This window comes from Nonomuraea aurantiaca, from assembly GCF_020215705.1.
GTDB lineage: Bacteria > Actinomycetota > Actinomycetes > Streptosporangiales > Streptosporangiaceae > Nonomuraea > Nonomuraea aurantiaca.
This window is the reverse complement of record NZ_JAIWNB010000010.1, coordinates 14,060-27,516: the sequence shown is the minus strand read 5'-3', so window position 1 is coordinate 27,516 and position 13,457 is coordinate 14,060. Positions and strand designations below refer to the sequence as shown.

The following is a 13,457-nucleotide window of genomic DNA, read 5'->3' as shown; positions in this document are numbered from 1 at the left end:
GGCTGCCATGCCGTACGAAGTGCAGGGAGTCATCGCCCGAGGTAAGGGCCAGGAAGTGTCGGTCGAGACGGTGCTCGTGCCCGACCCCGGACCGGGGGAGGCGGTGGTGACCGTCCAGGCCTGCGGGGTCTGCCACACCGACCTGCACTACCGGGAGGGCGGCATCAACGACGAGTTCCCGTTCCTGCTCGGGCACGAGGCCGCGGGGGTCGTCGAGGCGGTGGGCGAGGGCGTCACCGCGGTCGAGCCCGGCGACTTCGTGATCCTCAACTGGCGGGCCGTGTGCGGCCAGTGCCGGGCCTGCCTGCGCGGGCGCCCTTGGTACTGCTTCAACACCCACAACGCCGCCCAGAAGATGACGCTGGCCGACGGCACCGAGCTCTCGCCGGCGCTGGGCATCGGCGCGTTCCTGGGCAAGACGCTGGTCGCCGCGGGGCAGTGCACCAAGGTCTCCGCCGACGCGCCCGCCGAGGTGGCCGGGCTGCTCGGCTGCGGCGTCATGGCCGGGCTGGGGGCCGCGCTCAACACGGGCAACGTCTCCAGGGGCGACACGGTCGCCGTCATCGGCTGCGGCGGCGTGGGCGACGCCGCGGTCCTGGGCGCGTCGCTCGCCGGCGCCGCGAAGATCATCGCGGTCGACGTGGACGACAACAAGCTCGAATGGGCCCGCGGCTTCGGCGCCACCGACACGGTCAACTCGCGGGCGAACGACCCGGTTGAGGCGATCCGCGACCTCACCGGCGGCTTCGGCGCCGACGTGGTCATCGAGGCCGTCGGCCGGCCCGAGACGTACAAGCAGGCGTTCTACGCCCGCGACCTGGCCGGCACCGTCGTGCTCGTCGGCGTGCCGACGCCCGAGATGGCGCTGGAGCTGCCGCTGCTCGACGTGTTCGGGCGCGGCGGCTCGCTCAAGTCCTCGTGGTACGGCGACTGCCTGCCCTCGCGCGACTTCCCCATGCTGATCGACCTGTTCCTGCAGGGGCGGCTGCCGCTCGACAAGTTCGTCTCGGAGACCATCGCGCTGGACGAGGTCGAGGAGGCCTTCGCCAAGATGCACCGCGGCGAGGTCCTGCGCTCGGTGGTGGTCCTCTAGATGATCGACAGAGTCATCACCTCGGGGACGTTCTCGCTCGACGGCGGCACGTGGGAGGTCGACAACAACGTCTGGCTGGTCGGCGACGCCCGCGAGGTGGTCGTCATCGACGCGGCGCACGACGCGCGCGCCATCGCCGACCGCGTCGGCGAGCGGACGGTCAAGGCCGTCCTCTGCACGCACGCGCACAACGACCACATCAACGCCGCTCGGGAGCTCGCCGAGCTGACCGGGGCGCCGATCCGGCTGCACCCCGCCGACCAGGTCCTCTGGGACCAGGTGTACGGCCAGGAAGTGCCGTACGAACCCCTGGCCGACGGCGAGAAGGTCGAGGTCGGCGGGATCGCGCTGGAGGTGCTCCACACGCCCGGCCACGCGCCGGGGGCGGTCTGCCTGTACGCCCCCGACCTCGGCGTCCTGTTCAGCGGCGACACGCTGTTCAAGGGCGGTCCCGGCGCGACCGGCCGGTCGTTCTCGTCGTTCGACACCATCGTCGACTCGATCGCCCGTCGGCTGCTGGGACTGCCCGGCGAGACGGTCGTGCACACCGGCCACGGCGACTCGACCTCGATCGGGGCCGAGGCGCCGCACCTGGAGGAGTGGATCGCCCGAGGTCACTGATCTGTGTCGTAGTTAACATAGGCAAGCCTTACCGAAGTGGGTTACCTTAGGTGTGCCTAACCTTTGGTTCCCCTTCTTCGTGAGAGGCTTTTCCCCGCATGTACGTGTGTGTCTGTCGTGCCGTGACCGAGAACGAGGTCCACGACTGCATTGCCGCGGGTGCGAGGAGCGCCAAGCAGATCCGCGACACCACGGGCGCCGGGGGCGACTGTGCGACTTGTGTCAGGAAGATATGTGCGATCCTGAAGCGGTCTGAGGAACTCACAACCGCATAGCACGAGGGGCCCGTTCATGCAGGGCGACATCCAGATCATAGAGCTGCTCAACGAGCAGCTCACCGCGGAGCTGACCGCGATCAACCAGTACTTCCTGCACGCCAAGATGCAGCAGAACTGGGGCTACACCAAGCTGGCCGAGCACACCCGAGCCGAATCCATCGATGAGATGCGCCACGCCGAGCGTCTCACCGATCGCATCCTTTTTCTTGAGGGGCTGCCCAACTACCAGCGCCTCGGCACCCTGCACATCGGGCAGACGGTCGAGGAGCAGTTGCGGGCCGACCTGGAGGTGGAGCTGTCGGTCGTGGCCCGGCTGCGGCCGGGCATCCAGCTCATGCGGGAGAAGGGCGACGCGACCTCCGCGCGGATCTTCGAGGACATCCTCGCGGACGAGGAGCTCCACATCGACTACCTGGAGACCGAGCTGTCCCTGATCGGGTCGCTGGGTGAGCAGCTCTACCTGGCTCGCTACGCCGAGCCGCCCTCCTCCGAGGAGTGAGGGTCCACCGAGCCCATCTCTCTTAAGGCCCATCTCTCTTAAGGCCCGTCCCACGCGCCCGCCGGTACTCCCGGCGGGCGCGTGCGTTTTCGCGACACGCCGGGCGGCACAGAAGGTTTTGCGATTCTGCAAGATCGGGAATCGCGTTTGTCTCCGGCAAGCGCGGTAATTTAAGCGGGACTAACCGTCATTTATCTGTGTTTGCCCAGGTCAATGGATAGGTCAACGACGAGTCAAACCGCGCGCTGTGGCCGGGAAACGATCGCCTAAGGTCCTACGATCGCTTTATGACCTGCGTACTTCTCGCCGAGGATGACACCTCGATTTCCGAGCCGCTCGCGCGTGCGCTACGCCGCGAGGGCTATCAGGTTGAGGTGAGCCCCGACGGCCCGCAGGCCCTGGAAAGGGCCCTGTCGGGTGGCATCGACCTCATCGTTCTTGACCTCGGCCTGCCAGAGATGGACGGGCTGGAGGTTGCGCGCCGGATCCGCGCCGAAGGGCACGGCACCCCGGTCCTGATACTCACCGCCCGCGTCGACGAGGTCGACACCGTCGTTGGCCTCGACGCCGGCGCCGACGACTACGTCACCAAGCCGTTCCGGCTCGCCGAGCTGCTCGCCAGAGTGCGCGCGCTGCTGCGCCGGGGCACCTCGGAGACGCCGGTGGTGCAGGGCGTCCGCATCGACGCCGACTCCCGCCGAGCCTGGATGGGAGAGAAGGAGCTGCATCTTACGACCAAGGAATTCGACCTGCTGCGCGTGCTCGTCCGCGACGCGGGCAAGGTCGTCACCCGCGAGCAGATCATGCGGGAGGTGTGGGACACCAACTGGTGGGGCTCCACCAAGACCCTGGACATGCACATTTCCTGGCTGCGCCGGAAGCTGGGCGACGACGCGGCCAAGCCTCGCTACATCACCACCGTCCGAGGAGTCGGCTTCCGCTTCGAACGCGAGTAGGAGATGCGCCGCCGCCTGCTCACATCCACCCTGCTCGTCGCGGTCATCGCGGTCCTGCTGCTGGGGGTCCCCCTGGGCATCGTGGTCAGCCGTCTGATCGTCGACGAGGCGGCCCAGGAGCTCAGGGCGGAGGCGACGCGCCTGGTGGGGGAGGTCGAATACGCCCGAATCCAGGACACACCTCTCGATCCTCAGCAACTCAAACAGAAGTACCCCGACCGCTACATCCAGATCTACGAGCGCGCCACCCAGCCCAAGGCGACCATCGTCGGCACCGCATCGCCGGCCGGCCACGAGATGACCGCGGACGCCCAGTCCGAGAACGGGATCTATGTCCGGGTGAGCCGCGACCGGGACCAGGTGGAGCAGGATGTTCGAGCACGCCTGCTCCTGATCGTGGCCCTGGCCGTCGCGGCTCTGGCGGTGGCGGTCGGCCTGGCCATCGTGCAGTCACGCCGCTTGACGCTGCCCTTGCAGGACCTGGCGAAGATCGCCGACCGGCTCGGGTCCGGGGACGCCCGGCCCAGCAAGCATCGCTACGGCATACCCGAGCTCGACCGGGTGGCTCAGGTTCTCGACCGCAGCGCCACCCGCATCTCCGACCTGCTCACCAGAGAACGCGAGTTCGCCACCGACGCCTCCCACCAGCTCCGCACCCCGCTGACCGGCCTCACCATGCGCCTGGAGGAGATCGTCGCCGCCTGCGAGCACCCGGAGGTGGTCCGTGAGGAGGGCGAGGCGGCCATCGTGCAGGCCGAGCGACTCACCGCCGTGATCGACGAGCTGCTGGCCGCCGCCCGCCGCCAGCGGCACGCCCAGGCCAAGCCCGTCGGCATCGACGAGGTCCTGGTCCAGCAGGTCACCGAGTGGGAGCCGGTCTTCCGCGGCGAGGGCCGCTCGCTGCTGCTCGAAGGCTCGCGCGGGCTCAGGGCGCTGGCCACCACCGGCGGGTTCGGCCAGGTCATCGCCTCACTGCTGGAGAACTCCCTGCGCCACGGCGGCGGCACCGTCACCGTCACCACGACCAGTGGCGACAACTACGTGGTGACGGAGGTCTCCGACGAGGGGCCCGGCATCGCCGACGACATCGCCCCCAAGGTCTTCGAACGCAACGTCAGCGGGGCCGGCGGCACCGGCCTGGGGCTTACCCTGGCCCGCGCGCTGGCCGCCGCCGACGGCGGTCGTCTGGAGCTCGTACGGCGCCGTCCGGCGACGTTCGCCATCTTCCTGCGCCACGCCGAGGAGAACGACAGGACCCGCGTGGTCAGCGGTCCTGCTTGACCCCGGGCAGCTCCGTGGGGATGGGCTCGGTGGCCTCCAGGAACACCCACTTCTTGTACGACCAGTAGCGGAACAGCGTGCCGAGGCCGACGCCGACGAAGTTGGCGATGTTGAGGCTGAGCAGGTCGTGCAGGTGCAGGGTGTACTTGGTGAACCCGATGGTCAGCAGCCCGAACAGCAGGGCGATGCCGTTGAGCAGGAAGAACAGGAAGTATTCGCGGCCCAGCCCGCTCTGCTCGCGATGCCGGAAGGTCCAGAAGCGGTTGCCCAGGTAGGCGAACGTCGCCGAGACGACCGTGGCCGCCACCTTGGAGGTCAGCGGACCCATGCCGAGCGCCAGGAACACGTTGTACAGGCCGGTGTCGACCACGAACGCGACGGCGCCGATGGTGCCGAACTTCGTCAGCTCATGCAGGAGAGACGAGAACCGCTGGTAGAGCCCTTTGGCGAAGTCCACGTCTGCTACTCGGCCCTTCCCGGTCGTGGCGCAAATCAGGTCATGACCACTTCAGCGTACCGGCCGTAAGGCTGGTGGTGGGCCACAGCGGATGACATCCAACCCCTATCAACACGCCTACAAATATCGCCTTATGCCCGACAATTACGAATCGGGAGCGTTACGCTGCGGTGGCAGATCGCCGGTGCGTACCGGCGATGGGCTCAGACGGACCGCCGTCGCAGACGGCCACGACCCTCGGGGTTCACCTGTGCCGCTTCGACTGCTCGTCCTGCTCGCCGGCCTGACCGTCATGGCGGCCGGTTGCGGCACCACAGGCGTCGCCACGGTGGCGCCCCCCGAGGATCCGACCTCCGCGCCGGCGGCCGCCCACAGCGTCGACACGGCGACGGCCGAACAGGCGTTCCAGCTGCTCGGCCGGCTCGACCAGGCATGGAAGCGGCGGGACTGCGCCGCCGTCGCCGAGCTGACCACGTGGGTGGAGAGGACGCTGGGCGGTCGTGCCTGTGAGGCGACCCGGAACGGCCGCCCGGCTCTCTACAGCGATCCCAGCTTCTTCCTGCCCGGCGAGGGTGACTGGTTCGCCGCCCTGGCGAGCAAGCCGTCGCCGGCGTACTTCGTGTTCCTGCGCGAGGGCGGACGCTGGCGGCTCGGCGCGGGTCCCATCCCCGCGCGCGGGGCCGCGCCGGAGACGCCGACCACTGTCGCCCCCGACGCGGGGCTGGTCAGCCAGGCCCGCGTGGTGGCGCAGCGTCACCTCACCTACCTCACCGACCCGGCCGGCGTGGCCGGCGTGCGCTTCCCGGCCGGGGATCCGGTACGCGGCCTGCGGGACGAGCTGGCCGCGCTGCCCGGCCGGGTACGGCCGGACCGGCTCGACATCGACGTCGAGCTGCCCGAACAGCCCACGATGGCGCTCCCCCTGTCGGCCGACACCATGCTCGTCTTCGACGCGCTGCGCGTGGTCTACCGGCAGCGCCCGAAGGCGGGCTCGTCGGCCCTGGCCCATCCGCTGAAGAAGGAGGCCGAGATCATCGTGCTGGCCGGCGTCATCAAGGCGGCGGGGGGCCTGACCACGGTCGGTGTGCGGCGCGGTCCTGCCTGAGCAGGTTGGGTAAGCTCAGCTGGCGTGAGTGCAAACAGTCCTATCGGGCCGGTCGTCGGCATGGTCGGCGCCGGACAGCTGGCCAGGATGACGCAGCAGTCCGCCATCGCGCTGGGCGTCGAGTTGCGGGTGCTGGCCAACACATCTGACGAGAGCGCCGCCAGGGTCATCGTCGACACGCGGCTCGGCGACTATCGCGAGCTGGGCGACCTGCGCGAGTTCGCCACGGGCTGTGACGCGATCACGTTCGACCACGAGCACGTGCCGACCGAGCACATCAGGGCGCTGGCGGCCGAGGGATACGCGGTGCGGCCGGGGGCCGACGCGCTGGTGCACGCCCAGGACAAGGCCGTGATGCGCGAGCGGCTGACCTCGTTCGGCGCGCCGTGCCCGGCCTGGGCCCGCGTGTCGGGCGTCGAGGATGTCTCGGCCTTCGCCGCCGAGCACGGGTGGCCGGTCGTGCTGAAGGCGATCAGGGGCGGCTACGACGGCCGCGGAGTGTGGGTCTGCCGGACTCCCGCCGACGTCGCGGAGGCCCTGAGCGGCGGCGTGCCGCTGATGGTCGAGGCGTTCGTGCCGTTCGAGCGGGAGCTGGCCGTACTCGTCGCCCGCTCGCCCCACGGACAGGGCGTCAGCTACCCGGTCGTGGAGACCGTGCAGCAGGACGGGATCTGCGTCGAGGTGCTCGCGCCCGCCCCCGGCCTCGACCCGGAGGAGGCCGCGGAGGCCCAGCGGATCGCGCTGCAGATCGCGCACGAGCTGGGCGTGACCGGGCTGCTGGCTGTGGAGATGTTCCAGACGGCCGACGGGCTGCTGGTCAACGAGCTGGCCATGCGGCCGCACAACAGCGGCCACTGGACGATCGACGGCTCCCGCACATCGCAGTTCGAGCAGCACCTGCGGGCCGTGCTCGACCTGCCGCTCGGCTCGCCGTCGATGAGCGCGCCCGTCGTCGTCATGGCCAACCTGCTCGGTGGCGACGATCCCGACCTGTTCAAGCGGTACGAGCACGTCATGGCCCACGATCCCGGCATCAAACTGCACTTCTACGGCAAAGAGGTCCGGCCGGGCCGCAAGATCGGCCACGTGACCGCCGTGGGCGACGATCTCGAGAAGGTACGCGCCCGTGCCAGGCACGCCGCGGTCTACCTGACCACTGGGGAGTACACATGAGACCTCTGTGGGCAAGGGGGGCATCGTCATGATCGGCATCGTGATGGGCAGTGACTCCGACTGGCCGGTGATGAAGGCCGCGGCCGAGGCGGTGGCGGAGTTCGGCGTGCCGTTCGAGGCCGACGTGGTCTCCGCGCACCGGATGCCGACCGAGATGATCGAGTACGGCCGTCAGGCCGCGGCGCGCGGCGTCAAGGTCATCATCGCCGGCGCGGGCGGCGCGGCCCACCTGCCGGGGATGCTGGCCTCGGTGACGCCCCTGCCGGTGATCGGGGTGCCGGTGCCCCTGAAGTACCTGGACGGGATGGACTCGCTGCTGTCGATCGTCCAGATGCCGGCCGGGGTGCCGGTGGCGACCGTGGCCGTGGGCGGGGCGCGTAACGCGGGGCTGCTGGCCGTACGCATCCTGGGGGTGTCGGACCCTGAGCTGCGGGGACGCATGGAGAAGTTCCAGGGCGAGCTGAAGGAACAGGCCCACGCCAAGGGCGAACGCCTCCGCGCGGAAGCGGCCCGGCTGGGCGGTTAGTGCCCGCTTGCCGACCGTTGGGCAGGTGCCTTTCCGGCCTATCTGGCCTTCCCGGCCTTTCGGTCGGCGAGCGGGTTTTGATGCTTTAGTGGGTTAGGGGCGGCCCAGGGCGCGGTAGTGCCAGCCCGCCGAGCGCCAGGTTTCGGTGTTCAGGGCGTTGCGGCCGTCGACGATGCGGCGGGCCGCGACCACCTGCCCGAGCTCCTCCGGGTCCAGGTCGACGAATTCCGGCCACTCCGTGAGCAGCAGCACCACATGTGCCCCTCGGACGGCCTCCAGGGCCGATGCGCCATAGTGCAGCTCGGGATGTGCCTTGCGAGCGTTGTCCAGCGCGATCGGGTCGTACACGGTCACCTGGCCGCCCTGCTCGCCGATCGTGACCGCCACGTCGAGCGCGGGGGAGTCGCGGATGTCGTCGGAGTTCGGCTTGAAGGCGGCGCCGAGCACGCCGACCGTACAACCGTGGAAGGAACCGCCCGCCAGCTCGCGCGCCAGGTCCACCATGCGGGCGCGGCGCCGCATGTTGATCGCGTCGACCTCGCGCAGGAACGTCAGCGCCTGGTCCGCGCCCAGCTCGCCCGCGCGCGCCATGAACGCGCGGATGTCCTTGGGCAGGCAGCCGCCGCCGAACCCGAGCCCGGCGTTGAGGAACCGGCCGCCGATGCGGTCGTCGTACGACAGCGCCTTCGACAGCTGCGTGACGTCGGCGTGGGCGGCCTCGCAGACCTCGGCCATCGCGTTGATGAAGGAGATCTTGGTGGCGAGGAACGCGTTGGCGGCCGTCTTGACCAGCTCGGACGTCGCGAAGTCGGTGACCACCATCGGGATCTCCCCGAGCGGTTGGTAGACGTCGCGCAGCACCTTCTCCGCCCGCTCGGAACGCACGCCGATCACGATGCGGTCGGGCTTGAGCGTGTCCTCGACGGCATAGCCCTCACGCAGGAACTCGGGGTTCCAGGCGAGCTCGACGTCGGCCCCGGCCGGGGCGAGCCGGGCCAGCTTGTCGGCGAGGCGCTCCGCGGTGCCCACCGGCACCGTCGACTTGCCCACCACCAGGCACTCGCGGTCGAGGTGCGGGGCCAGCGACTCGATGGCGCTGTCCATGTAGGAGACGTCGGCGGCGTACTCGCCGCGCTTCTGCGGCGTGCCCACACAGACGAAGTGCACGTCGCCGAAGGCCGCCGCCTCCTCATAGGACGTGGTGAAGCGCAGGCGGCCGGAGTCGAGTCCACGACGGAGAACGGGTTCGAGCCCCGGTTCGTGGATCGGGAGCTCACCGCTGTTGAGCCGGCGAACCTTGTCGGCGTCTATATCAAGGCCCAGGACGTCGAATCCGAGATCCGCCATGCAGGACGCATGCGTGATGCCCAGGTATCCGGTCCCGATCACCGTGAGGCGATATGGCACGAGAGAGCTCCTTTCGATCGCCAGGCATGTTACCGGCCCGCGCTACCTCGTTCTGTGCCACCTGGGCATTTCCGCAAACTGTACCGCCTAGTAACAAGATGGTCGGACGTCCTAGTATTTCGCCCATGGACTTCCCTTTGTACGCGCCCGCCGAAGAGCACGACATGCTCCGGGAGACGATTCGAGCCCTCGCCGACGAGAAGATCGCCCCGCGCGCCGCGGAGACGGATGAGACGGAGGAGTTCCCCTGGGACGTCTACAAGGCGCTCGTGGCGGCTGACCTGCACGCCGTTCACGTGCCGGAGGAATACGGGGGCGCCGGGGCGGACGCGCTGGCCACGGTGATCGTGATCGAGGAGGTGGCCCGCGCCTGCGCGTCGTCCTCGCTCATCCCGGCGGTGAACAAACTCGGCACGGTGCCCCTGCTGCTGTCGGCCTCGGCCGACCTCAAGGCCCGCTACCTGGCGCCGGTGGCCCGTGGGGACGCGATGTTCTCGTACGCGCTCTCGGAGGGTGAGGCAGGCTCGGACGCCGCGGCCATGCGCACCCGGGCGGTGCTGGACGGCGACCACTATGTGCTCAACGGCACAAAAATGTGGATCACGAACGCGGGCGTCTCGGAGTACTACACGCTGATGGCGGTAACGGACCCATCGGCCGGCCCTCGCGGCATTTCCGCATTTATCGTGGAAAAATCCGACGAAGGCGTCTCTTTCGGGCCAAAGGAGCGGAAGCTGGGGATCAAGGGCTCGCCCACCCGTCAGGTGATCCTGGAGAACGTCCGCATCCCCGCCTCCCGCATGATCGGCGACCCCGGCACCGGCTTCAAGACCGCCCTGGCGACCCTCGACCACACCCGCATCACCATCGCCGCCCAGGCCCTGGGAATCGCTCAGGGGGCACTGGACTACGCCATCGGGTACGTCAAGGAACGCAAACAGTTCGGCCGGCCGATCGCGGACTTCCAGGGGCTGCAGTTCATGGTCGCGGACATGGCGATGAAACTGGAGGCGGCTCGGCAGCTGACGTACCACGCGGCGGCCAAGTCCGAACTGGCCATGCACGGCCAGCCCCAGAAGGACCTCACGTTCCTGTCCAGCGCCGCGAAGTGCGCGGCGTCGGACGCGGCAATGGAGATCACCACGGACGCGGTGCAGCTGCTGGGCGGGTACGGGTACACGCGGGACTTCCCGGTGGAGCGAATGATGCGCGACGCCAAGATCACCCAGATCTACGAGGGCACCAACCAGATCCAGCGCATGGTCATGGCCCGGCAACTCCTCAAATAGCCGTTGACCTGTGAGAACCCTGCTCTCTTCTTCTCGGGGGTGGGGTTCGTTGTGTAGGTCTCAACGCCTCTGAAGGGCCATGTTCCGTGGCTGTTCCGTGAGAGCTCGTACGCGCGGGAGATCCAACCGACCGTGAAGTGTCGGTAAGCCTCTGTAGTCTCTGCTGCGACGCGGCTGTGATCGCGAGCTGACAAGGGGGTCGGTGATGAGCGCGAGTCAGTACCGGAGCCAGTTGGAGCGCAAACGCAAACAGCGCATCGAAGCGGAGAAGAAGGCTGGGGAGTACCGGAGTAAGGAAACCGGGAAACGTACGGCGGCGGCCAAGGCGCGTACGGCAGCGGCCAAGGCCAGTAGCACTAGCACGACAAACAGTAAGCTCCGCGAGGCTGAACGCTTCGAGAAGGACGCGGCGACAGCTGGCAAAGAAGCCGGCCGCTGGGGGGATAAGGCGGTTGGTTACGCCAAGGACGAGGCTGGCTTGCAAGGCAAGCTCGCCAAGGCTGAGCAAGCCGAGCGCGACGCGGCTGAACAGCAGCGACAGCGTGAGCAGCAGCAAGCGCAGCGTCAGCGTGCAGCCGAGAGCGCATCTTTCCAACACCGCATCAGCCGCACGGAGTCGGTAGTGCAAAGAGCCATTCGAGAACTACGGGCTCCCAAGCCAGAGAAGCTGCGAGTATTGATCTTGGGCGCAGCATCTCAGGGGACCTGCGCGTCGGGCGCGAGCAGAAGCGTATCCGTAGCGCTGTCGAGTCTGCACTGCACCGAGACCTCATCGAACTTGATGTACGTCCCGCTGCGACGACCGCTGATCTTCTCGACGGGATCACCAAATTCCGCCCCCATGTTGTCCACTTCTCTGGGCATAGTGACGACGACCTCATCGAGTTCGAAGATGAACGCGATGAGCACCATGACGGGGTAGTAGTCAGCGCACGCGCTTTCGCCGCCGCGGTTAAAGCCACGGACGATCCTCCGCTGCTGGTACTCCTGAACTCATGCAACTCTGCCGCCCAGATCGATCGCCTCATCGAGGAGGTCGCGCCCTTTGCCATCGGGATGGCGGACGAGATCGATGACGGCGACGCCATTACGTACGCCGCTCAGTTCTACGCCGCCGTCGCGAACGGGCAATCCATCAACTCCTCCCATCTGTCGGCTCAAGCGGCACTTCAGCTCGCCGGACTGTCCGGCGCCGAACTGCCAACGCTGGCCTGGGCCAGCGACGTGGATCCCGCGACGACCATCCTCGTCAAGCCAGCTAAGTGATCGCGTTCCCGGCCAGTCAGGAGCCCGTACGGGCACGCCCACGCAGGCAGTGAGTAGCCTTGAGATCCGTGAGAGTGGCGTTGATCAGGGAGGGGCTGGTCCCTGGTCCGCTTATGAGGCGGCGCGGGGGCGGAACAGTCGGTCGTCGATGGCCCTGCGGGCACGGTCGTGGGAGCCGGGCATCATGTGGGCGTACACGCGGAGGGTGAAGCCCGGGTCGGCGTGCCCCAGGTACTCGGCGAGTTCCTTGACCGACACGCCGCTGGCCAACATGACGCTGGCGTAGTAGTGGCGGAACTGGTGTAGCCCTTCCTTGCGTGAGGTGTTGTAGCGGCTCCGCTGGCGAGTGTCCTTGTCTGGCGCCGGGATCACGCCTGCAGCCACGAGCGCGGGCTTCCAGACAGTTTCGCTGTAGCTCCTGGCTTTGATGAAGCGGTCGTCCGTCCAGCGGAACAGCAGGTTGTGCGTGCGGAGCTTGCCGTCCACCTTCTCCCAGGGCAGGGAGCAGGCCAATGGCGGATAGACCGAGACGTGCCGCTTGATGGCCTCGGCGGCCCAGTCAGGCAGCGGTACGACCCGCTCACGGTCGTTCTTCGGCAGGGCGAAGATGTGGTCGGCTCCCAGCTTCTTGATCTGTCGTCGGACGCGAACAAGGCGCTCCTCGAAGTCGATGTCTTCGAGCGCCAGGCCGAACAGCTCACCCTGCCGCAGTCCGCACGCGGCCCCGAGCATTGGGAGCAGGCGGAAGAGGGCCGGATGAGCGTCGATCAGGGCGTGGACCCGTTCGTCCGACCACGCCGTGATCTCTTCGGGGATGCGCTTCGGCACCTGGACGATCGGCGACTTGGCGGGACTCCGCTTGATCGCCTCGTCGGCCACGGCTAGGTCGAGGATGCCCTGAAGGACCAGAAAGGCCGTCTGTACGGTTGAGGTCTCGAAGCGGCTGCTCAGGTCACTGATCCACGCCTGTATCTGGGATGGCTTGATGGTCTTCACCTGGCGCTTGCCGTAGGTCGGTGCGACGTGGAGGCGGTGGATGTATTCGTACCGGATCTTGGTCGATGGGTCCACGATGCGAGAGGCGAGCCACCGTTCGGCGAGGTCGCCGAAGAGCACCTTGCCGGCGTTCGGGTCGATGTAGTCGCCGCGCGCGATATCGGCGCCCATGGTAGCGATCTTGCGCTCGGCGTCGGCCTTGCGGTCGTACGCGGTCGAGCGCTCGTTGCCGTCGGGGTCTACCCAGACGGCGAGCCAGCGCTTGCCCTTGCCGTGGCGTGCGGTCTTGACCTTCTGCGGCTTGCCGTCCGGGGTGCGGACTGTCTTGGTCCAGAGGTCCTTGACGAAGGCCATGGGCTACTCCTGGCCCTGGACCCAGGACATGACGTCCTCGGGCACGTAGCGCAGGTGTCGGCCGATCTTGCGGCCTCTCGGGCCTGTGCGGTGGTGCCGCCATTGGTAGAGCGTGGCGACCGGGACGCCAAGGAAGGTGGCTACGTCCTCCACAGT

General features: G+C 68.2%; 15 protein-coding genes. 11 read left to right on the top strand and 4 right to left on the bottom strand.

All coding sequences use genetic code 11. From position 1 onward, the window contains the following. Window positions 1-7 precede the first annotated feature (7 nt). The 6 genes from LDL49_RS23715 (at window position 8) to LDL49_RS23690 (ending at window position 4,728) form a co-directional block, all read left to right on the top strand. Window positions 8-1,093 (top strand): S-(hydroxymethyl)mycothiol dehydrogenase, encoded by a 1,086-nt coding sequence (locus LDL49_RS23715; RefSeq protein WP_225293445.1) that lies wholly within the window; start codon window positions 8-10, stop codon window positions 1,091-1,093. After that, window positions 1,094-1,714: an MBL fold metallo-hydrolase gene (locus tag LDL49_RS23710; RefSeq protein ID WP_225293443.1), complete on the top strand. Its 621-nt coding sequence runs from the start codon at window positions 1,094-1,096 to the stop codon at window positions 1,712-1,714. Between the two features lie 98 nt (window positions 1,715-1,812). Then, entirely contained in the window at window positions 1,813-1,989 is a 177-nt protein-coding gene (locus LDL49_RS23705; RefSeq protein WP_214633455.1) for a (2Fe-2S)-binding protein, read from the top strand. A gap of 16 nt (window positions 1,990-2,005) precedes the next feature. Continuing rightward, window positions 2,006-2,491, top strand: a complete 486-nt coding sequence (gene bfr / locus LDL49_RS23700) for a bacterioferritin (protein WP_225293441.1) — start codon at window positions 2,006-2,008, stop codon at window positions 2,489-2,491. A 287-nt stretch (window positions 2,492-2,778) separates the two neighbouring features. Then, on the top strand, window positions 2,779-3,447 hold the full coding sequence (locus LDL49_RS23695; RefSeq protein ID WP_043620820.1) for a response regulator transcription factor: 669 nt from the start codon (window positions 2,779-2,781) through the stop codon (window positions 3,445-3,447). Between the two features lie 3 nt (window positions 3,448-3,450). After that, window positions 3,451-4,728 (top strand): ATP-binding protein, encoded by a 1,278-nt coding sequence (locus LDL49_RS23690; protein WP_225293440.1) that lies wholly within the window; start codon window positions 3,451-3,453, stop codon window positions 4,726-4,728. Here LDL49_RS23690 and LDL49_RS23685 read toward each other — a convergent pair. Continuing rightward, window positions 4,712-5,185 (bottom strand): GtrA family protein, encoded by a 474-nt coding sequence (locus LDL49_RS23685; RefSeq protein WP_225293438.1) that lies wholly within the window; start codon window positions 5,183-5,185, stop codon window positions 4,712-4,714. The two genes, LDL49_RS23690 and LDL49_RS23685, sit on opposite strands and share 17 nt — an antisense overlap. Window positions 5,186-5,435: 250 nt before the next feature. On the opposite strand from LDL49_RS23685, the gene LDL49_RS23680 reads away from it, so the two are divergent. The 3 genes from LDL49_RS23680 to purE are packed head-to-tail and all read left to right on the top strand — an operon-like array spanning window position 5,436 to window position 7,989. Next, window positions 5,436-6,290, top strand: coding sequence for a hypothetical protein (locus tag LDL49_RS23680; protein ID WP_225293436.1), 855 nt, complete (start codon window positions 5,436-5,438; stop codon window positions 6,288-6,290). A 24-nt stretch (window positions 6,291-6,314) separates the two neighbouring features. Next, window positions 6,315-7,463 carry a 5-(carboxyamino)imidazole ribonucleotide synthase gene (locus tag LDL49_RS23675; protein WP_225293434.1) on the top strand — a complete coding sequence of 383 codons (1,149 nt, stop codon included), beginning with the start codon at window positions 6,315-6,317 and terminating at the stop codon, window positions 7,461-7,463. A gap of 28 nt (window positions 7,464-7,491) precedes the next feature. Then, window positions 7,492-7,989: a 5-(carboxyamino)imidazole ribonucleotide mutase gene (gene purE, locus LDL49_RS23670; protein WP_225293432.1), complete on the top strand. Its 498-nt coding sequence runs from the start codon at window positions 7,492-7,494 to the stop codon at window positions 7,987-7,989. 93 nt (window positions 7,990-8,082) lie between these two features. Here purE and LDL49_RS23665 read toward each other — a convergent pair whose 3' ends face one another. Next, window positions 8,083-9,396, bottom strand: a complete 1,314-nt coding sequence (locus tag LDL49_RS23665; RefSeq protein ID WP_225293430.1) for a UDP-glucose dehydrogenase family protein — start codon at window positions 9,394-9,396, stop codon at window positions 8,083-8,085. A gap of 125 nt (window positions 9,397-9,521) precedes the next feature. Here LDL49_RS23665 and LDL49_RS23660 point away from each other — a divergent pair, with 125 nt between their 5' ends. Together LDL49_RS23660 and LDL49_RS59250 are read left to right on the top strand one after the other, a co-directional pair. Further along, complete coding sequence (locus tag LDL49_RS23660; RefSeq protein ID WP_225293428.1) at window positions 9,522-10,685, top strand: acyl-CoA dehydrogenase family protein; 1,164 nt, start codon at window positions 9,522-9,524, stop codon at window positions 10,683-10,685. Between the two features lie 585 nt (window positions 10,686-11,270). Beyond that, window positions 11,271-11,951 (top strand): CHAT domain-containing protein, encoded by a 681-nt coding sequence (locus LDL49_RS59250; RefSeq protein WP_372470421.1) that lies wholly within the window; start codon window positions 11,271-11,273, stop codon window positions 11,949-11,951. Window positions 11,952-12,062: 111 nt separating this feature from the next. Here LDL49_RS59250 and LDL49_RS23645 read toward each other — a convergent pair whose 3' ends face one another. Both LDL49_RS23645 and LDL49_RS23640 read right to left on the bottom strand, forming a co-directional pair. After that, window positions 12,063-13,301 carry a tyrosine-type recombinase/integrase gene (locus LDL49_RS23645; RefSeq protein WP_225293422.1) on the bottom strand — a complete coding sequence of 413 codons (1,239 nt, stop codon included), beginning with the start codon at window positions 13,299-13,301 and terminating at the stop codon, window positions 12,063-12,065. 3 nt (window positions 13,302-13,304) lie between these two features. Further along, window positions 13,305-13,454 carry a helix-turn-helix transcriptional regulator gene (locus tag LDL49_RS23640; protein WP_308016177.1) on the bottom strand — a complete coding sequence of 50 codons (150 nt, stop codon included), beginning with the start codon at window positions 13,452-13,454 and terminating at the stop codon, window positions 13,305-13,307. Window positions 13,455-13,457: the final 3 nt, after the last annotated feature.

Coding starts and splice junctions, on each gene's coding strand:
- LDL49_RS23660 (WP_225293428.1), top strand. CDS start 9,522: ATGGACTTCCCTTTGTACGCGCCCGCCGAAGAGCACGACATGCTCCGG.
- purE (WP_225293432.1), top strand. CDS start 7,492: ATGATCGGCATCGTGATGGGCAGTGACTCCGACTGGCCGGTGATGAAG.
- LDL49_RS23705 (WP_214633455.1), top strand. CDS start 1,813: ATGTACGTGTGTGTCTGTCGTGCCGTGACCGAGAACGAGGTCCACGAC.
- LDL49_RS23645 (WP_225293422.1), bottom strand. CDS start 13,301: ATGGCCTTCGTCAAGGACCTCTGGACCAAGACAGTCCGCACCCCGGAC.
- LDL49_RS23710 (WP_225293443.1), top strand. CDS start 1,094: ATGATCGACAGAGTCATCACCTCGGGGACGTTCTCGCTCGACGGCGGC.
- bfr (WP_225293441.1), top strand. CDS start 2,006: ATGCAGGGCGACATCCAGATCATAGAGCTGCTCAACGAGCAGCTCACC.
- LDL49_RS23715 (WP_225293445.1), top strand. CDS start 8: ATGCCGTACGAAGTGCAGGGAGTCATCGCCCGAGGTAAGGGCCAGGAA.
- LDL49_RS23690 (WP_225293440.1), top strand. CDS start 3,451: ATGCGCCGCCGCCTGCTCACATCCACCCTGCTCGTCGCGGTCATCGCG.
- LDL49_RS23695 (WP_043620820.1), top strand. CDS start 2,779: ATGACCTGCGTACTTCTCGCCGAGGATGACACCTCGATTTCCGAGCCG.